The 19707-nt window shown below is 39.6% G+C and carries 16 protein-coding genes; 9 read left to right on the plus strand and 7 right to left on the minus strand.

What is annotated here, in order from left to right; all coding sequences use genetic code 11:
* Window positions 1–482 precede the first annotated feature (482 nt).
* The 3 genes from QZ738_RS08240 to QZ738_RS08250 form a co-directional block, all read right to left on the minus strand.
* Window positions 483–2972 carry a M14 metallopeptidase family protein gene (locus QZ738_RS08240; protein ID WP_293786478.1) on the minus strand — a complete coding sequence of 830 codons (2490 nt, stop codon included), beginning with the start codon at window positions 2970–2972 and terminating at the stop codon, window positions 483–485.
* Window positions 2973–3147: 175 nt separating this feature from the next.
* Window positions 3148–4563: a SusD/RagB family nutrient-binding outer membrane lipoprotein gene (locus QZ738_RS08245; RefSeq protein WP_293786480.1), complete on the minus strand. Its 1416-nt coding sequence runs from the start codon at window positions 4561–4563 to the stop codon at window positions 3148–3150.
* 11 nt (window positions 4564–4574) lie between these two features.
* A complete protein-coding gene (locus QZ738_RS08250; RefSeq protein WP_293786482.1) occupies window positions 4575–7622 on the minus strand; it encodes a SusC/RagA family TonB-linked outer membrane protein in 3048 nt (1015 codons plus the stop codon).
* Window positions 7623–7797: 175 nt separating this feature from the next.
* Between QZ738_RS08250 and murF the strand changes: the two genes are divergently transcribed.
* Window positions 7798–9099, plus strand: coding sequence for a UDP-N-acetylmuramoyl-tripeptide--D-alanyl-D-alanine ligase (gene murF, locus QZ738_RS08255; RefSeq protein ID WP_293786484.1), 1302 nt, complete (start codon window positions 7798–7800; stop codon window positions 9097–9099).
* A gap of 27 nt (window positions 9100–9126) precedes the next feature.
* On the opposite strand, the gene QZ738_RS08260 is transcribed toward murF, so the two are convergent.
* Genes QZ738_RS08260 through QZ738_RS08270 form a run of 3 tightly spaced genes read right to left on the minus strand, consistent with a single transcriptional unit; the run spans window position 9127 to window position 12257 of the window.
* Window positions 9127–9609: a gliding motility lipoprotein GldH gene (locus tag QZ738_RS08260; protein WP_293786486.1), complete on the minus strand. Its 483-nt coding sequence runs from the start codon at window positions 9607–9609 to the stop codon at window positions 9127–9129.
* Window positions 9578–11107, minus strand: coding sequence for a regulatory iron-sulfur-containing complex subunit RicT (gene ricT, locus QZ738_RS08265; protein ID WP_293786488.1), 1530 nt, complete (start codon window positions 11105–11107; stop codon window positions 9578–9580). Before ricT ends, QZ738_RS08260 begins: the two co-directional genes overlap by 32 nt.
* 1 nt (window position 11108) lies before the next feature.
* Entirely contained in the window at window positions 11109–12257 is a 1149-nt protein-coding gene (locus QZ738_RS08270) for a hypothetical protein (RefSeq protein ID WP_293786490.1), read from the minus strand.
* Window positions 12258–12861: 604 nt separating this feature from the next.
* Here QZ738_RS08270 and ruvX point away from each other — a divergent pair.
* The 7 genes from ruvX to QZ738_RS08305 all read left to right on the plus strand — a co-directional run bounded on the left by ruvX (window position 12862) and on the right by QZ738_RS08305 (window position 17867).
* Window positions 12862–13278 (plus strand): Holliday junction resolvase RuvX, encoded by a 417-nt coding sequence (ruvX, locus tag QZ738_RS08275; protein ID WP_293786644.1) that lies wholly within the window; start codon window positions 12862–12864, stop codon window positions 13276–13278.
* 7 nt (window positions 13279–13285) lie between these two features.
* Complete coding sequence (locus tag QZ738_RS08280; RefSeq protein ID WP_293786492.1) at window positions 13286–13924, plus strand: O-methyltransferase; 639 nt, start codon at window positions 13286–13288, stop codon at window positions 13922–13924.
* A 78-nt stretch (window positions 13925–14002) separates the two neighbouring features.
* Window positions 14003–14680, plus strand: coding sequence for a glucosaminidase domain-containing protein (locus QZ738_RS08285; protein ID WP_293786494.1), 678 nt, complete (start codon window positions 14003–14005; stop codon window positions 14678–14680).
* Window positions 14681–14783: 103 nt separating this feature from the next.
* Entirely contained in the window at window positions 14784–15626 is an 843-nt protein-coding gene (locus tag QZ738_RS08290) for a glucosaminidase domain-containing protein (protein WP_293786496.1), read from the plus strand.
* 48 nt (window positions 15627–15674) lie between these two features.
* A complete protein-coding gene (locus QZ738_RS08295) occupies window positions 15675–16427 on the plus strand; it encodes a hypothetical protein (RefSeq protein ID WP_293786498.1) in 753 nt (250 codons plus the stop codon).
* Window positions 16424–16747 carry a hypothetical protein gene (locus tag QZ738_RS08300; protein WP_293786500.1) on the plus strand — a complete coding sequence of 108 codons (324 nt, stop codon included), beginning with the start codon at window positions 16424–16426 and terminating at the stop codon, window positions 16745–16747. The genes QZ738_RS08295 and QZ738_RS08300 overlap by 4 nt, the downstream gene beginning before the upstream one ends.
* Window positions 16748–16841: 94 nt before the next feature.
* Window positions 16842–17867, plus strand: a complete 1026-nt coding sequence (locus tag QZ738_RS08305) for a DUF3078 domain-containing protein (RefSeq protein ID WP_293786502.1) — start codon at window positions 16842–16844, stop codon at window positions 17865–17867.
* A 2-nt stretch (window positions 17868–17869) separates the two neighbouring features.
* On the opposite strand, the gene QZ738_RS08310 is transcribed toward QZ738_RS08305, so the two are convergent.
* The gene (locus tag QZ738_RS08310; protein WP_293786504.1) at window positions 17870–18601 is read right to left on the minus strand and encodes a hypothetical protein; all 732 of its coding nucleotides are present in this window, start codon (window positions 18599–18601) and stop codon (window positions 17870–17872) included.
* Window positions 18602–18697: 96 nt separating this feature from the next.
* On the opposite strand from QZ738_RS08310, the gene QZ738_RS08315 reads away from it, so the two are divergent.
* The gene (locus tag QZ738_RS08315; RefSeq protein WP_293786506.1) at window positions 18698–19687 is read left to right on the plus strand and encodes an AraC family transcriptional regulator; all 990 of its coding nucleotides are present in this window, start codon (window positions 18698–18700) and stop codon (window positions 19685–19687) included.
* Window positions 19688–19707 lie beyond the last annotated feature (20 nt).

Raw genomic sequence — 19707 nt, forward strand, 5'->3', positions numbered from 1 at the left:
ATTTAAGTTTGTAAATGATTAATTATTTGAATCGCTAAATATAATAGAGATTAAGCAAGATTTAACAAATTTTAACTAAAAACACAGGTATAATGACATAATAATGACAAACAAAATGCATTATTAATAAGACGGCTATCCTTTTTTTACGATACAAATATCCGATAAATCCCTCAGATTTTAACGCTAATAAACAGTATCTTGCTCAAAATAAGTCAAAATGATTAATCCTAATTCGAAAAAAAATAATGCCAAAAATTAGATATGTCTGATTTTACGACAGAAAATAATCTGCCAAGTGATAAATAGCTTTACGTTCAATGACAAGATTCTTTGTTATTCCAGTATGTTAATACTTTTCCCAATATTTTGAATTTCAAAGCTTTTGGGGTAAAACAGCCTCTTCAAAATACTTACTTGGCTGAGTTTAACATAGTACCAGATGTGAGATTAATAATTTAACCGAACTTATATCGCTTTTTTTAATAACCGCAAAATATTATATTAGAGAACAAAGTTTTCCCGCCCTCCCAGAAGTTTCTAAAAAGCGGATCATTAGCCAGATAAACCACCTGGCCTCGACCAAAATCCTGTACACCGATAAGTAGTCCACTTTTCAACTCTTCTCTTGCTTTTTTGCCTACCACACCAGCCATTAAACTTTTTTCGTTAACTAAACCCACATTCCACCCTTGAACAAATGGCTCATATATTTTGCGGTCTGTTTTTAAACTATAATAGGTTTTGCCCAGGCCGTAAGAAAACGGGTGACTGGAATCAAGATTGATCTTATATATTGCACCAGGAATAGTCGTTTCGAAATCATCTTTGTTCTTATCTTTAAAAAGAAGTTTGTTTGCCTCCGGTTTTTCATCTTTTTTTACCGCCGCTTCCTTCTTTTTAATATCAAAACCCTTTTTATCCACTACACTTTCGATGGCATCTTCCATTAAAATCAGTTTTCCTCCTTTATTTAGCCAGGCTGTCAGACCATCGCCAACAAAGGCGCCATAACTTCCATCGGGCAAAATCAATGTATTTACCTTATTGATATCCAAGCTATTCAGATCTTTGGCATTTATGATAATAGGAGAAAGATTTAAGTCATGTTCAAGAAAAAACCAGGCTTCGCCAAAAGCCAGAGAAGAAACTTCCATACCAGAAACAAGGGCAATTTTAGGCTGTTTTAACAGTGGATAAACATTAGATCCAAAGTCTTTACCTTTCTCTACAAAGCCACTGCTTATCGCCTGAACGGATTTATCCTGCATTTTAGCAATAGCGGAAATTTTATCTTTTATTCCCTTTATTGTTTTTTCATTTTCTACCCTTAATACGATCAGTGTTCCGGCAGGATAATCTTTGCCGTTCACCGAGAATGGCTGATCGGCCTGCCTCACTTTTATGTTTTCTTTTTGCAATGCCGTTAAAACCCGAACATCTTCGCCAGTTCCCCAGCTAAACAGCCAGGCCAGGGGTTTCTCCACTTCAGTATTGATAATTTTTGGTTCTTCAATTGCCGGGAATTTGCCCTTTATACTCTCTTTACTGGCGTAACCCTTTAATCCGTACACATAGGGTAGGGCCCAGGCCGTAATATCATAAGTATTAGAATCAGTTACAAAGGTTTGTGGCTCCAATAAAACATTGGCCAGAACTGCCCTTGGCTGCTGCATGTTAACAATCAAATCGTTGCGCGAGATGCTAAAATTTTCTTCCTTTTGCGTATCGTAATCATAAGCCCTTCCGGTTTTATCGCCACCAAAGGCAAATTCGATCTTATTTCTGGTTAACAGTTGGGCCAGTTTTTTTAAGCGTGATAAATTGGTTGCTTTTATAATGTAACTTTTGTAAATGCCCGGGCTATTGGCCAATTCCTGCTGGAAATATTTTTTATACTCAGTTAATAATTTCTGATGGTTTAAGGAAGTTACTTCTAAGGTAGACATTCCTGTGGTAAAGTGGTGTGCAATACGATCTTTTAAAGTTAAGGTATCACCATCATTGGTTACCACCGATAATCCGGCCCTGATACCACCTTGCTCGTAAGTCATCCCGATTGACCCGTTATACAAGGGGTAAGTATCACCATAGGAAGGGTAAAGCAGATCAAAACGCTCTTTGGTAAAATATGGCCAGCCTTCTGCATCGAAGTATTTGGCATTGTTTTTACCCACCACCACCTGAAAACTTTTTTGCCATGGCGTAATATCCTGGTGAACAGGTTCTGCTGCTGGTGCAAAATAATAGGGTTCATTATAACTCTGCTCATGAAAATCGACATGTACCTGGGGCATCCACTGGTTATATAAAGCCAGCCGCTGCTGGCTCTCAATCTGGGTTTGCCAGGCCCAGTCACGGTTTAAATCGAAATAATAATGATTCGGTCTGCCACCTGGCCAAGGTTCAATGTGTTCTCTTGACGAGGGATCAGCATTAGGTGTTTTCCCAACCACACTGTTAAAATAATTTACGTAACGGTCTCTTCCATCAGGATTTAAACAGGGATCGATGACTACAATAGTATTTTTTAACCACTCGTTAGCAGGCTTGTTATTTCCCGAAACTAAAGTATAAAGCATTTTCATTGCCGTTTCAGTAGAGTTAGCCTCATTGCCGTGTACATTATAGCTTAGCCAAAGTATAGCAGGCTGATTGTTTAGATCGATCGTATTATTGGTGCCAGTTGCCAAAACTAAATTATTGCTCCTGATTTGCTCTAGTTTGGTTATGTTGTCTGGCGAAGAAATCATGGCTACCATTAATGGCCTGCCTTCATTGGTTTTACCATATTCAATCAGCTTCATATTCTTAGCAGCAGTAGAAGCGGTCTGTCTAAAATAATCGGCCACCTTATGGTGAGGGGTAAAGTGCGAACCTAACTCGTAGCCCAAAAAATCATCTGGGCTTTGTACTTGTCCATAAACACTTAGATTGATGAATAAAGCAATGGAAAACAGAACGTATCTCATGAAAAATAATTGTTTATTCAATAATACATAAAATAAATATGATTTGAACATGCACTCCATATCATTTGTGGTAAAATACCCAATGATTGAATAAAAATAAAGCCCCCAAATCTGGGAGCTTTACTAAATCCTATCATACCGTAAAAAATTATATTTAGCCAATGTGTGAAGCTAACTAGTTAGCCCACCAAACCTTGGTTGAAGTAGCAATATTCTGCTGTGGCTGTGGGTTTGAGGTGATTTCTTGCGAAGGATAAGGAAAACGTTGCGGTATATAAGGCTTAAAGGCATTCTGAACCACGGATAAGGCAGGATAGCCCGTTCTGCGCCAATCGTTATATACTTCCAGTGATAAAAAATCGGCGATGTATTTTTCTCCGATTATAGTTTTTAAGGGAACTGATGGATCAAGTGTTGCATGAGCAGCAAGATAAGTCGCCTTATCTGCAGCAGCCACCTTCAACATATCCATGTGCGCGGCAATGGCATTGTTATATATTGGTGTTGCGGCGGCGGCGCCAAGTTTATATAATGTAGCCTCTGCCTTAAGAAACAAGGCCTCCGCATAGGTAGCCAAGAATACTGGAGCTGCCGATCCGCTCCCATTATCATCATATCCGCCATAAAATGTTCCTACAGTAGCATACACACTTGGGTCTGTGGCAGCCGCTGTCCCACTCATTCTTCCTACATAGTCATTGCCGGAACCTGGATTAGCCAAAATTGGTAGTCTTGGATCATTATTAGCTTTTAAAATGTTAACCAAAGTAGAAGATAAAACTACCCCACCAGCACCGGGTAAAGTGTTTTGATACCAGGGATTTTCTGCTTTTGCCGTCCCTGCATAAGTGATAGAAGCATTATCTGCATTGGAGGTAAAGCCATTTTGAAGTGCTGTTAGTGCCAGATCAGCCTGGGTTGCTGCATTATAACCTGCTGCCCTGCTTAAACGCAGGTAATATCGGGCCTTAAGCGTGTAAGCAAACTTTTTCCAGGCGGCTAAATTTCCACCGTATATCAAGTCATCAGAGCCAATAGCTTTCCCGGCTGATGAAGTGGATAGCTTAGCGATGGCGTCGTCTAGTGTGCTTTGAATAACCTTATAAATACTTTCTTGCGAATCATACGCTGGTTTTGTTCCATTTAGCGCCTGAAATGCCTGCGAATATGGAATATCACCCCATAAATCGGTACAAACAGCTAAATTATAGGCCAATAATACTTTGCCAACGCCAGAATAAGACGTGCTGCCTTTCTGATCTGCATTATTGATCATGGTACGTAAATTGTAAAAAATAGCGGGATACAGGTCAAAACTCCAGGTATTGTTTACATCAGTAGGCGTAATCCGGTAAGTATCGATATTGGGAGGTTCTTGGTTAAGTGCCAATTGCTGTGTCCAATACGCAGTTGTAACCGCTGGATAACCAGCGGCGATCTGAGTTGTAGTGTAAAGTTCAACAGGAGATAAAATCAATGATTCCTGAACCTTCGTAGGATTATTAGGATCTTGATTAACGTCAAGAAATTTCTTACAGCTACCAAAAGAAAGCAGTAATAAAGTGGCTATTGAATAATATATAATTTTCATGTTCTTCTAGATTAAAAGGTTGCTTTTATTGCAAAATTATAACTCCTGTTTGTTGGGGTAACAAAATTGGTAAAACTGGCACCGTTACCTGTTCCATACAAACTCACCTCCGGATCCGACCCCGTGTAATGTGGGGCATAAATCCGTAAGTTTCTGCCCGTAGCCGCGATACTTAATCCTTTGAACGGAGTCCTTTTTAGAAGTGAGGAATTAAAACTATAAGAAAGTGTTACCTGCCTCAACTTATAATAGGTACCATCTTCGACGCCTGTTTCATCCACCACACTCTCATTGTTTTGATAATATTTCTGATCAAGCTTAACCACAGTGGTATTGACCGTACCATCACTTTCTCTTATCCCATCAAATACTTTAGTCGCCGTTCTGTTTTCTGTTTTTTTGGTGGTACCGTAAAAATCTAAATAATGGCCATCTAAATTATATACATTTCCACCGTACCTCACATCAAACACAGCTGATAAGCTAAAGCCCTTATATGAAAAACTGGTGGTTAAGCCCGCGTTCCATTTCGGAGTGGTGTTTCCGATTACACCAAGTTGATCATCAATAATGGGGTATCCATCATCATCAATCAACAATTTGCCATCTCCATTTCTTTTATACCTCGAACCGTATATCACCCCATAAGGTTGGTTTTTATAGGCAAAAATACCTGGGTTGGTAAAACCTGCAAATTGTATATTCTCTAGGCCCTGACCAATTTCGGTAACCTCATTTTTAATTTTGGAGAAATTGAGTCCGATATTCCACGTAATATTCTTGGTTTTAATAGGCGTACCATTTAAGATTAACTCCACACCTTTGTTATACATGCTTGCCGCATTAATGGTTGCTGCATTAAATCCTGATGATGGCGTAATCGGAGTTGTCGTAATTAAATCAACACTTTTCTTATCAAAGTAGGTAGCTTCCAAATTCAATCTGCTTCTGAACATCTTTAATTCGATCCCGGTTTCAAACTCTTTTAATCCTTCATTTTTTAGATTCGGATCGCCATAGGTGTTAGTAAGTAAGAATCCATTCTGGCCTTGATAAGGAAATTCTATGTTTGAAATTACCGGGTGTACATATGTAGTGCTTAGCGCATAAGGACCAACATTATCGTTTCCAACATAAGAATATGACAACCTAATTTTACCAAAATTTAATATGCTATTATCTTCAAGATGTAGCGGCTCTGTAAAGATAAAAGCAGCCGATGCGGAACCATAAGGATAGTAATTTTTATCTTGACTCAAAACCGAAGTTCCATCGTATCTACCTGTTAAAGACAAGGATATCATTCTTTTATATTCAGTTGTCAACTGTGCATAATAACCAACCTTTCTTTTGGTATAATTATTTATGGAGGATATCTGAGTAGACGCATTGTTAATGTTGTAAAAATCAGCAGCTGATAAACCGACTCCCTTATCAAACACAATCCGCTGATCGTTGCTTAAAATGTTGTTGCCAAGCAGTATGCTACCAAACCAATCTTCATTAAAATTCTTTTTAGCCTCTACAATAATATCATTGTTAAACTGTTTGTAAATGATTTCGCGATTGTACATTTTGCCATCTGCAGATTCTCCACCTATTATGCCTGGTGCTTCATGGTAGTTGCTATTATCATTGTAAATGTCGGCACCGCCACGTTCGGTTATAGTTAACCATGGCAAAGGATTATAACTCACCGTAAGCACTGGTAAAAACCGATTAACCGCCGAAACAAACTTGGTATTATCTACCAACCAGTATGGATTATTTCTAGCCGCTCGATACACCCGCTGAGAACCGTCAGGATTCGTTGTTGGAAAAGGATTCCACGAGATAGGCGCCGCATATACAGTCCAATATGGGCTGGCTAGTCCATTACCCTCGGCCAAACGATTATTTACAGAGTTAACGTAATTAAATTGACCGGTAAGCGTAATGTCTTTGGTAACCTTATTAGAAAATTTTGTAAATAACGAATGTCGGCCAAAATCTGTAGAAGGCACAGTTCCATTTGTTTTCAGATAAGAATAGGAAACCAGATAAGTTGAATTATCAGTCGATCCATTTACCGCTAAGGTATTATCGGTGGTAAAACCTGTTTTGAAAAATTCTTTTCTTGGGTCATGCTTCTGCACAGGCTGTCCATTTATCATCAGGCCATCGATAAGCGGCCCCCAAGAAGATGAACTTAACTTACCATTGTTGCCATCCACATAAATACCATTACTACCCTGAGCATATTTATCCTGAAATTCTGGTAAAATCGGATTATCAAAAGTTACCCCAGAACTCAAGGTTACTGATGGTTTTCCTTTTCCCGTTTTTGTGGTGATAATAACCACACCTCTTGCCGCGGCGGCTCCATATAATGCGCTCGCGGCGGCTCCTTTCAATATGGTTACGCTCTCAATAATGTTAGGATCGATATCAATGGCTCGGTTGGATGTTCCGCCGGCACTTAACGCACCATCAGGATTACCTGCTTCAGAGTTATCGATCGGCACACCATCTAAAATAAAAAGGGCACCATTTTCGCCCGTTAAGGACGTATTGCCCCGAATTACAATTTTTGAAGACCCTCCTGCTGCCCCACTGGAATTAGTAATCTGCACACCGGCAACTTTACCGGCTAAGGCGTTAACCAGGTTGTTTTCTTTTGCATCTACCAAAGCACTCCCACTAACTTCTTGTGTAGAATAAGTGAGTGTACGCTTTTCTCTTTTTATACCTAAAGCCGTAACAACAACTTCACCCAAAACCTTGGAGTCGGTAACCAATACCACATTAATTACATTAGCAGTGGCAATGTTTACGGTTTGTGTTGAAAATCCGATGGATGAAAATTGTAAGCTCTTTGCCCCTGATGAAATTTTAATTGAAAACTTTCCATCTGCTCCGGTTGACACACCGATATTAGTACCTGTCACTTTAATGCTTACCCCGGGAATTGGCATGCCGTCTTCCTTGCCTGTAACTGTACCCGTGATGATTCTTTCTTGTGCCATTGCGACAGATGCAAATAGCAATACGACGAACAAACTTTGTAGTAGTTTCTTCATGATAAATTAGTTTAGTTGATAATGATCCGAAAGCGATATAAAAACTGGCGCATAACGGTTATAATAATAAATTTACCGCCTTTTGAAAGGAAGTTGATGAAGAAATGGTGAAGATTGGAAAAAGAGTGTTTTATTTGGAGGCGATTCGTAATTTTACCCAAGTAATTCATTTGAAATGACAAATACAGAAACCCTTTACCAGCAATACTTACAGTTCCCCATTATTTCTACCGATACCAGAAACATTACACCTGGTTGTATCTTTTTTGCCCTGAAAGGAGATCATTTTAATGCGAACCATTTTGCCGCCCAGGCCATAGAAAAAGGAGCCGCATTTGCGGTAATTGATGAAGAAAAATATGCACAAAACGAAAGGTTTTTGTTGGCTGAGGATGTGCTCGGCAGCTTACAAGACCTGGCCCGTTATCACCGCAAACAACTGAACATCCCGGTGATCGGTTTAACCGGAAGCAACGGAAAAACCACAAGCAAAGAATTGATAAACGCAGTTTTATCCGAACGGTATAAAACCTTTGCAACCTTTGGTAACTTAAACAACCATATTGGTGTTCCGCTATCTATATTATCCATTACCAATGATGTGCAGGTTGCGGTAATTGAAATGGGTGCCAACCACCAGAAAGAAATAGAATTACTTTCTACCATAGCACAACCCACCCACGGCATTATTACTAATGTAGGCATGGCGCATTTAGATGGCTTTGGTGGGTTTGAAGGTGTAAAAAAAGGTAAGGCCGAGCTTTATGCCTATTTAAAGCAAACAAATGGTTATACTTTTATCAACAGAGACAATCCGAACTTGCTTGAAATGAGCATGGCGGCGGGTTTAGACAAACTTATTTATTATGGAACTGAAAATGGGAATACCATTAAAGGAGAACTAAAAAGCAGTGATCCTTTTATAGCAGTAAACTGGACCAATCACGAAGTTTCATCAACCGTAAAAACCAATTTAACCGGCAGTTATAATTTCGAAAATATCCTGGCTGCAATCTGTATAGGAGATTTTTTCGACATGTCGCCTGAAGAAATCAATTCTGGCTTATCCAATTATCAGCCGAAAAATAACCGTTCACAACTCAACAAAACGGAGAAAAATACGGTAATCTGCGATTTCTATAATGCCAATCCAAGCAGTATGGCAGCGGCTTTGAAAAATCTTTCCGTAATATCAGCCGATAAAAAATTGGCCATTCTGGGCGATATGTTCGAATTAGGCCCTGAATCTCATGATCAACACCAACTTATAGTAAAACAAGCCAATGAAAGTAATTTAGATCAGATTATTTTTATCGGAAAGGATTTCTATACATTTAAAGACAGTTTTACAGGCATATTTTTCGAAACACCTGCAGAGGCCGCAACCTTTTTAGCAGAAAACCAGGTACATGATCAATTGGTATTGCTAAAAGGTTCAAGGGGGATGAAACTGGAAAGCTTGTTGCAATACTTGTAGGGTATTGGCATAGGCTGATACGCCTTACTATTCTACCAACAGCCCAACATCACTTATTTCCAAAAGCGGATTGTCCCGCATATTCTGCTCAATTTCAATCTCAAACTTGCCATTTCTTGGAAAATGATGGTTGGTCAACATCGGAAGGGTATAGCTAAATATATTTCCTGAACCGCTACCCAACCATTCTCCATCATTTTTAGCCAGTTTATACTGATAACGTTTGGTTACTACCTTTTTACCATTTTTAAAATGAGCCAGAATAAAAATATTGGCGTATTTGTAGTTGGCAGTATGCCTTAACTTAAAATAAATATTATAAGCTTTGGTATTGTCTTTAATATTAAATGTTGCAGAAATATGGTTACGGTAAGGCCACCTTCGGTCGGCAATTTCTACATTGCTATCAACTACACTGTCTGTACAGCCCATAAATAGTGTCACCATCCATAAAAAGGCAAGTAAAATGATTTGCCTTTTATTCAGCAGCAGGTTTATTTTCGGAGCCATTATTATTGTTTCGGCGGTTATTGTTTTTCCTACGGTTATTTCTGTTTTTATTTTTGCTCTGTTCCGGCCTGGTGCCATCCACCGCAACGTTTCCTTCAGCTTTAGCTACAGGCTTCGGCACTTGTGGTTGCTTCGGTTTATGACTCTGAGGCTTTGGTCCATTAACATGTTGAGGCTTCGGTACCGTTTGTTGAGGTTTTTGACCAGAATTTTGTTGCAGTTTTGCTCCGTTAGGCTGTTGTTTTCCGCTTTGTTGCCCTTTATGTGCACCTTGTTGTGGCTGCTGAGGTCGGTTATTTGAACTTTTCGCTCCGGCAGCAACTCTTTCTCTCTTATTCTGATTATTGTTGCGGTTATTTTTCTGATTGTTCCTGCTCTGATTATTTTTACCACGCGAACGTTCATCAAGGCGGGTTAAACTGTCCTGCCCCACAACATTTTCATAATCAAATGATTTTTCTACCACAACCGGCGCAGCAATCTGAACAGCTTCTTCTTTTAAGTTAGGCGCTTTTTTACCCGCTTTGTTCATCGCCATAATCTCTTTTACGCGTGCAGCTTTAACCGGAATCCAGTTTTCATCACCCTGATAACTGAACCACATGATTTTTTTGAAAATATCGGTTTTCTGGTGACGGGCGTAACCAGCATCAGTATCCAGGTTTTCAATTCTATCAGGAATATCTTTTAAGGCATCCAAATAAGTATCCAGTTCATAGTTCAGGCAGCACTTTAATTTACCGCACTGTCCGGCAAGTTTTAACGTATTTAACGATAAATTTTGATATCGGGCCGCAGCTGTAGATACGGTTTTGAAATTGGTTAACCAGGTAGAGCAGCAAAGTTCACGACCACAAGAACCAATTCCACCCAAACGGCCAGCTTCCTGGCGCATCCCAATCTGACGCATTTCAATCCGGATACGGAAACTTTCTGCCATCTTTTTAATCAGCTCGCGGAAATCCACACGGCCGTCAGCAGTATAAAAGAAAGTAGCTTTTGTTTTGTCGGCCTGATAATCCACATCGCTGATTTTCATCTGCAAACGCAGATCCAATGCCAGTTTACGTGCCTTATGCATGGTTTCCCATTCCATCCCCTTGGCGGTATTCCATTTTTCTACATCAGCTTCGGTTGCCTTACGGTAGATTTTTTTGGTTACCTGATCGATTGTGGTTTTGCGGCGTTTCATCTGGATCCGCACCAACTCTCCGGTAAGCGAAACATGCCCTACATCAAAACCGCCCGTCGGCCCTTCAACGGCAACGAGTTCTCCAATTTCGAGGTAAATGTTATCGCTGTTAAGGAAAAACTCTTTACGCGAGCCTTTAAATTTAATCTCTGTAACCTGAAAAGGTTTATAATTAGAAGGCATGTCCAGATTAGACAGCCAATCGTGCACTTCCATTGTTTGGCAACCACCGGTGCCACATGAGCCATTACTTTTGCATCCATTAGGGGTGCAACCACCACCTGTTGAACAACTTCCACATCCCATATTAATTGTATATATATTGAGTCCCCGCAGGGAGCGTTTTAAACTTGATAATTTTTACCAATTGTAAAGATACATCTAAAAACAGAATTTTCGGGTTTGCGTTTCTTTCAATGTGGTAGTGTGCCTTTTCCAGTTCACTGATAATAGCCTCTGCCATGGGTAGGGTAAGCACGTGTGTACTGAGTTTTTTAGCGGTTTCAAAGGTTAGGGGAGGTAATTTTACCAGTTCTTCGGCACCACTTAAAATTAAACAGCATTCGCGTAAATAATTTACGCCATATTTTAAAAAATTCTTCTGGTTTTCTCTTCCCCATTTTGCGGCCACATCCGTAAACTCAATCAAATCTGGCACTTTATTGCCGAAGCCCATTCTTAGCCATGCCGTAAAAGTACCCGAACTGTCGCTTTGCGTATCTGCAGCAAGCGCTTTCGCTTCAATTAAATTTCCATCGGCCAAAAAAGAATAGTCAATAGCCTGATGTTCTGTTAATCCGCTGGCATTTAACAAATATCCGGTCACCTCCTCTGCAGAAAGTTTTGGAATCTTTACAATCTGCGTTCTGGACAAGATAGTAGTTAAAATCTGGTCCTGGCTTTGGGCAATTAAAATAAATAAAGTATTTGCGGGCGGTTCTTCAATTAATTTTAACAAGGCATTTCCGGCTTTATCAAGATATTCGGGCAGCCACATAATTAAAACCTTGGTTTCGGCTTCGAATGCCTTATAGCTTAGTTTTTTAATAATATCGTGGCATTCTGCAATGTTGATATTAGCCTGTTTATTGGATGCATCTAATTTGGAACGCCAGATATCCATGTCAAAATAAGGATCCTGCAATAACATCCCCCGCCATTCATCCAGCACATCCACAGCTGTTTTTACACTTGCCGAGGCGAAAAAAGGATAGGAAAAATGCAGATCAGGATGAATTAAACGTTCGTATTTTCTACAGCTCGAACATTCCCCACAGCTATCATTGTCACTTTTGTTAAAGCAATTGATATATTGAGCGTAGGCTACAGCCAAGGGTACAGCCCCAGAACCAGCAGGCGACAAAAATAGTTGCGCATGGCTAACGCGGTTTTCCTTAACCGTTTGCACCAATTGTTGCTTCACTCTTTCCTGTCCGATGATTTCTTTAAACTGCATTTGGTGCAAAATAAGAAATAGATATGAGATTCACACATAAGTGATCATGTTCTTACGTTCAGCGTACATATTTTGGCAGGTAGCAGTACCTTAAGTTTTCAAGATTTAAGGGCTTGCCTGCCCTTCATATAGCGAAGTTTCATTATTTTTTTTGGAAATGACTGGTTCTGTTCCAATGGCAAACGCAGTCCTGCTATCCCTTCAAGTCCTCGCTGCGCTCCGGGCTTTTCGTTCTATCACTTGCCCGTTGCAAGCGGGGGTTTATTTTAACAAAATCAGTAATGCTTCGGAAACATCAAATAACGTACGTCGCAACTTTAACCAGACTAAACCTGATGAAAGCGCCAGCCCGGAAACATGAGAACTAGAGTATATAGCAGATGGTTTATTCCAGTTCAAATGATTTCTCTCCCGAAGGTTCGGGACTGCGCTTCAGTCCAAAATGACGGAGATTTTTTAAAATCCGAGCATGACAGTATCTAAGATCAAATCGTCTTTATGATACACCATCTTACCTATTATTTCAAAAACCTTACCTTTGAACATTTTAAAATTAAAAGATGGGTCAGCGCTTTACGCCAAACCCCTAACGCTTAACTTTTTTATGGCAAGGATCCTCGCATTTGATTATGGAACAAAACGCATCGGCATCGCTGTAACCGATCCGTTGCAGATCATTGCAACAGGCCTGGATACGGTGCATCCTAAAGATGTGATCGAATACATCAAAAAATACCTGCTTACCGAGCAGGTTGAAGCTTTTGTTCTTGGTGATCCCAAACAAATGGACGGTTCTCCGTCTGATTCGGCCCAACATGTAAAAGGTTTTGCAACATTGCTTAAAAAATCTTTTCCCGATATCCCAAGGCATTGGGTTGATGAGCGTTTTACTTCTAAAATGGCACAACAGGCCATTATGCAGAGCGGGCTAAAAAAAACCGACAGAAGAGACAAGGACCGGGTAGACACCATTGCCGCAACCATTATTTTACAATATTTTATGGAAAGTAACCGTTTATAACCAACAAATGAGCCTAATAAACGACAATTTACAGGATTTGCTGATTGCCTATTGCGAGCCCGAAAGCGAATTGCTTCAACACATAGACCGTGAAACCAACCTTAAAGTTTTAATGCCCCGCATGCTCTCTGGCCACTATCAAGGACGGGTATTGAGTATGCTTAGCAAAATGGTTTCCCCAAAAAGAATATTGGAAATCGGCACTTTTACCGGTTATGCCACTTTATGCCTCGCCGAGGGATTAACAAAAGATGGCCTGTTATATACGCTGGATATTAATGAGGAGCTGGAAGACATGGTTCGCCGTAACTTTGGCAAATCTGCCTACAATGATCAGATCAGGTATATCCTTGGTGATGCCAAAACCACGATAAACGGTTTAGACGAGGTTTTTGATATTGTTTTTATCGATGCAGATAAGAAAAACAATGGCACATACTATGATCTCATTTTTGATCGTGTCCGACCTGGCGGGATGATCATTGTTGATAATGTATTATGGAGTGGAAAAGTACTTCAGGAAAAACAGGATAAAGACACCAAAAATATTACTAGTTTTAATGATAAAATAGCTGCAGATGAACGTGTTGAGAAACTGATTTTACCGGTACGGGATGGTTTATTTGTGATTAGGAAGAAAGCTTAATATATTATGGTTAATCGATTAATTGCTTTAATCGGTTAATCGTACAGTTAACCAATTAAACAATTTGTACAGTTAACCATGACTAATAAAATTCTTACTTTTTGTTTGTTCCTTTTAACCGGAATGATTGCGAAAGCACAAGATACCGACGATTATATTGCCGAACATGTAGCATATGCACAAGGTTTGATGCATGATTATAAAATTCCGGCCAGTGTTATCTTAGCTGTTGCCATACACGAATCTGCCGCCGGAAACAGTAAAATTGCTCAGCACCTTAATAACCATTTTGGTGTAAAGGGGCCTAACAACAATGCAGAAATACGCTCCTCATACCGCGATTATTTAAATGCCGACGAATCTTACAGCCATTTCGTGGAGATTATGGAAACCCGGGAGCCTTTTAACAATCTTTTTGAAAAATATGACCAATACGATTACAAAGGCTGGACTTATGGCATCCGCCGCTGTGGTTACGCCCATAGCAGGAGCTGGGCCAGTCAGGTCATCGGCTTAATTAAAAAATACGAACTCTATCAATACGACGAGCGGCCGGAAGGATATAAAGAACCTGAGTATGCATCTCCTGTTCATCGCCGGACGAAAACCAGAAGAATACAAAAGTTATATACCGTACAATCCGGCGATAACCTCAGTATCATTGCCAAAAAGAAAGGTACAACGGTTAAGGCCCTTATGCAAAAAAACGGCATGAAAAAGGCAAGCTTAAAACCAGGACAGCGGATTAAGTTTTGAGTTGGGAGCCATGAGTTCACAATTAAACAGTTAACCGATTTAACAATTTATCCGGTTTGCAGTACACAGTTAATCAATTAAACCGATTAAACATCACCATACAATGCGTTCAACTAACCACTTCATCTTATTAGCGGCAATCCTTATTTTTTTGAGCTCATGCGGCACCCGGAAATTTTCTAAAAACAATAAACAGATCGAAAAAGCGGCCAATAAAGCGAATAACAACAATTACAAAAGTTACAATACTTTAAGTTATATTGACGAATTTAAAGGAGTGGCGATAGAGGAGATGAATTCGGCCGGTATTCCTGCAAGTATTACTTTGGCGCAGGGGATTCTGGAATCGGGTAGTGGAAACAGCGATTTGGCCAAGTATGCCAACAACCATTTTGGCATTAAATGTACGTCAGATTGGAAAGGGAAAAACTATTTTCGTGATGATGACCAGAAAAACGACTGTTTTAGGGTATATAAAGATGCCCGCGAATCTTTCAGAGACCATTCTGAGTTTTTAAAGCGTAAGCGCTATAGTTTCCTTTTCCAACTGGACAAAAACGATTATAAGAGCTGGGCGCAGGGATTGAAAACTGCAGGATATGCAACCAATCCAAGGTATCCGGATTTGTTGATCAACACCATCGAAAAATACCAGCTTTACCAATATGATCAACCGGAAACCGAAAAGCAAAAGATTGCGCGCGAAGACCGTGTCTTTTCAGAAATCAATCAAAATATCCCCAAGGAAAAGGTAAAATTTACACCCGTAGAAACGCCACCTGCGGGTGCCAAACCCATTCTTGCAGACGGCACTTATACTGTTGTGAAAGGAGATACCCTATATAATATCGCAAAGCGCTTTAATTTGACGGTTGATCAGCTAAAAACCCTGAACGAAATGACAACCGACGCTATTAAGCTCGGTCAGACACTTAAGGTTAAATAATGTTAAGTGCAAACATAGCCAGCAAGATATTTGTAGTTTTGTAACTGAATGAAATTTTTTATTCCCTTTATACTTGTTTTTGGCTTCTCTACGTGGCTCTATGCACAAAATAAACCTGTGCAGGGTATTGTTATTGATAAAGAAACCAAGCAGCGTCTGGCAAAAGTTTATATCTATAACATCCGTACAGGTGATGGTTTATATAACAATACAAAAGGCGAATTCAGCACTTTTGCTCTTCCTGGCGATACCTTGGTAGCAGCCTTATCCGGGTACGGTGTAGACACTATTGTTTTTAAGGGTCAAACTGCTGCATATTTTCAACTCAGATCACTAGGTATCAGGCTACGTGATGTGGTTATTCAACAAAAAAGATTGACCCCGCAGCAGCAGTACGAAAAAAATGTTCAGGAATACCGATACCAAACCATGAAAGGGAGTAGTAAAGATTTGTTGAATTTAGGCAATGGTGGCGTAGGTTTAGGTATCGATGCCATCTACAACCTGTTGAGCAGGCAGGGCAGAAATGCCCGTCACCTGCAAAAAGTATTGGAAAAAGATTATCGTGAAGACCTGATCGATTATCGTTTCAACGCAAATCTGGTTAGCCAGGTACTGGGCATAAAAGATGCCGAACTGACTGATTTTATGCAGCAATACCGCCCAACTTATCAATTTGTATTGGATGCTACAGATTATGCTTTTAATCTTTTTATCAGGAATGCCTATAAAAGTTACCGGTTAAACCCTAAGGCCTTGCAATTGCCTGCATTGCCCAAAATAACCATTGATAAGTTGTGAATGCGCCAATCCTGATTGTTAAAAAATTACCTGCAGCAGGTATGGCCATCTTTCCATTTATCCTGTTAAAATCGGCAGGACTTAGAAACGATCGCGAGATCATTAATCATGAGAAAATCCACTTGCGGCAACAGCTGGAATTACTGATATTCCCATTTTATATCTTGTATCTGCTTAATTACCTGATCAATCTTGTTATATATAAAAAACACGGTCTGGCTTACCGGAATATTGTTTTTGAAAAAGAAGCTTATCATTATGAAACTGATTTGGATTATCTCAAAAATGGTAACTGGTATGGCTGGATCAAGATAAGGTGAAACTATTTCCTCTACTTTTATCCGAATAGCTGTTCTGGTAATCATTTTGTTAAATGCTTTTTATCTCTAAAATTTTTCTTTTTCTTTGTAGGTAATGAAGAACTGTTTAGCTGCCATCATCCTGATTCTAAGTTTCTGCTGTACAAAAATATATGCTCAGGAAATTGATACTATTCCGATCAACACGAAAGACTTGAATATCAAGTTAAAGCGCAGTCCGCTGCCAAGCAGACAGGGACCGTTAAACTTTGAACCTGTAAAAATTAAGCCACTGGTGGTAAACGCCAAAATTAATTACTGGAAAACAAGAACCAATATCGGCATCAACATTAACCAGGCTCAGTTCAGTAACAACTGGAAAGGCGGGGGAACCAACTCTGTAGCGGTTGGAGGACTTTTAAACTGGAAGGCAGAATACAACAAAGACAGTTATAGTTATGTAAGTGAGCTGGTTTTGCAGTATGGCAAGATCAAAAATAAAGATCAGCTGCAAAAGAAAACCAACGACCGTATTTTCTGGGATAACAAAGCCTCGTTTCAATTGTCGAAGAGCTGGTTTTTCTTTGGGTCGCTAAGTTTTGAATCTCAGTTTGATAACGGTTATTCTTACAGTATGGTAAATGGCCAGGAAACCGCCACGCTGATTTCAAAATTTATGGGCCCTGGTTATATTACAGAATCTATAGGTTTTGAATATAAACCGGTTAAATATTTCTCTACCCGTATAGGTACCGGTACCGCACGCCAAACTTTTGTTTTGGATGAAAAGCTTTTTCTTGATCCTGTTGATAACACCAAACCGCCAAAAGTAACTGTTTTTGGTGTTGAGTACGGCAAAAAAATACGTAATGAGCTGGCTTTTCAGATTGTAAGTGCAATTGATAAAGATATATTTACCAATACAAATCTTAAAGCACGTTATCAGATGTTCATTCCGTATCAGGATTTTAAAATGAGCAATATTGATCACCGCTTAGATGTTGCCTTAACGGCAAAAATCAATCGCTTCATGAACACGAGCTTAACTGGTGTACTCCTCTTTGATAAAGATACCGGCACGAACAAAATACAGGCAAACCAGACTTTAGCACTGGGTTTTGGCTTTACCTTTCCAAGGTAGTTTTATCCACCGCCAACTTTACCCAGTTCCCAGTACGGCATGGTAATAATCTGCCTAAAGCCTACGCCCCTTTGTTTTAGGTACCGTTTAAACTGCTGTACTGATTTTGCCCGGCCTGTTAAATAGAACGTAGCATTTTGCCACATTTCCCAACAGAGCGGGTGCATGTTTTCCATCCAGCTGATGGCATTTTTTGCTGGGGCGTTCAGGTCAGACTGCACCGTATCTATCAATAATTTAAGGTGTTTTACTGAATTCAGGTTTTCTTCCTGAAGTTCCAGAATCCCAAAATACTCTACATCTTCATCAACCGCTTTTTTACCCAGCGATTCATATAAACCGAGGCTGGTTTCATCACCAAAAAAGAAATGCTGGTTGGATGATTCATTGTATTTTACCTTTGCCCGATCAACAATTAATTTTAAACGGTCTCCTTTTTGGATATTTACGGCCAGATGGTGCCCTGGTCCTTGCTTGTTTAAATAAAAGATCACTTCACAGGTTTCTTTCGTTTTATCAAAGGCAGACAGCGTATAATGACGGTATTCGTTTGCATTAACCCTAAACAGCACTTCCGTTCCCGGAATAAGTTCAGCTTCGCAAAAACCACCTTTAAAGGTAACACATTTTAAGTTGCTGCTTAACATTTTAGTTTCTACAACCTCTACCTGATATATTTTATTGCTGATTACTTTTTCCATGGTATTGGCCAGCCAGGATGGTAATTTTGTCATCGTATTCTTTTGTTTAGTAACTTTGACCAAAAGTAGTTGTCTAACAAATGCACCTTTTTATACCAAAAGGATTAATGTTTATACCAAAAGGATTTTATGGCCTTAAAGATTTACGATAGCGATAATAAGCATTATACCGTTGGCACCATGTTCCATAATGCTGAACTTCAATCTGCCTTGGTTACCGAAAGGCGCGATAGGTACAGCTTCCCTTTTGGTGACGCAGAAATAGTACAAATTGCTTTTTCGGGCATTTATATTGTTTATGGCGATATGTTTATAAAACAGAGCCGTTTACGCATTAAAACTTTCGATGAACCTGAATTGGTCGAATTACATTTTTCGCTTACAGGCGGGGGGATCATGGAAAATTACCTTACTAATAAGCGGCTTAATATTAAAGCAAATCAGCATAATATTATTTATAATCCGGATTTTGACGGAATGGCAGAATTCCCTACAAATGGCCCGCATAAATTTTTTGAGGTACATTTCGAAAGAGGACGTTTTATTGATTTAACCAGTGAAAGTAGTACTCTATTGAGAACCTTCGCTGACAAAATCGTGAATAACCATTCCGTAGAGCTTTCTTCAGAAAACCTTCCCATCAGCCTGGCCATGCACAGTTGTATAAATGATATGATGAACTGCCAGTTTACCGGCGGGTTAAAATTATTGTTTCTTCAATCTAAATGTCTGGAACTGCTCGCACTACAGGCACAGGCATTTGAGCAGGCAGCAAAAAAAACAGAAAGACCAATACTCAAATCGGCTTATGATAAAGAAAGGATTTATTATGCTCGTGAACACCTGCTGGCCAACGCCAACCATCCTCCCTCTTTAACCGAACTCGCCAAAACCGCTGGTATAAATGAATTTAAGCTGAAACATGGCTTTAAAGAGGTGTTTCAAAATACTGTTTTCGGCTATCTAAGCGATTATAAACTGATGCGGGCGAAAGAACTTTTAACAGATACCAGCAAAAATATCAAGCAAATTTCTGATGAACTGGGTTATTCTTCTGTGCAGCATTTCAGCAGCGCTTTCAGTAAAAAGTTCGGTATCAGCCCTGCCAAAGCGAGGTGACATCCACAGGCAGTTTGGAT

The sequence above is a fragment of the uncultured Pedobacter sp. genome, assembly GCF_913776295.1.
Lineage (GTDB): Bacteria > Bacteroidota > Bacteroidia > Sphingobacteriales > Sphingobacteriaceae > Pedobacter.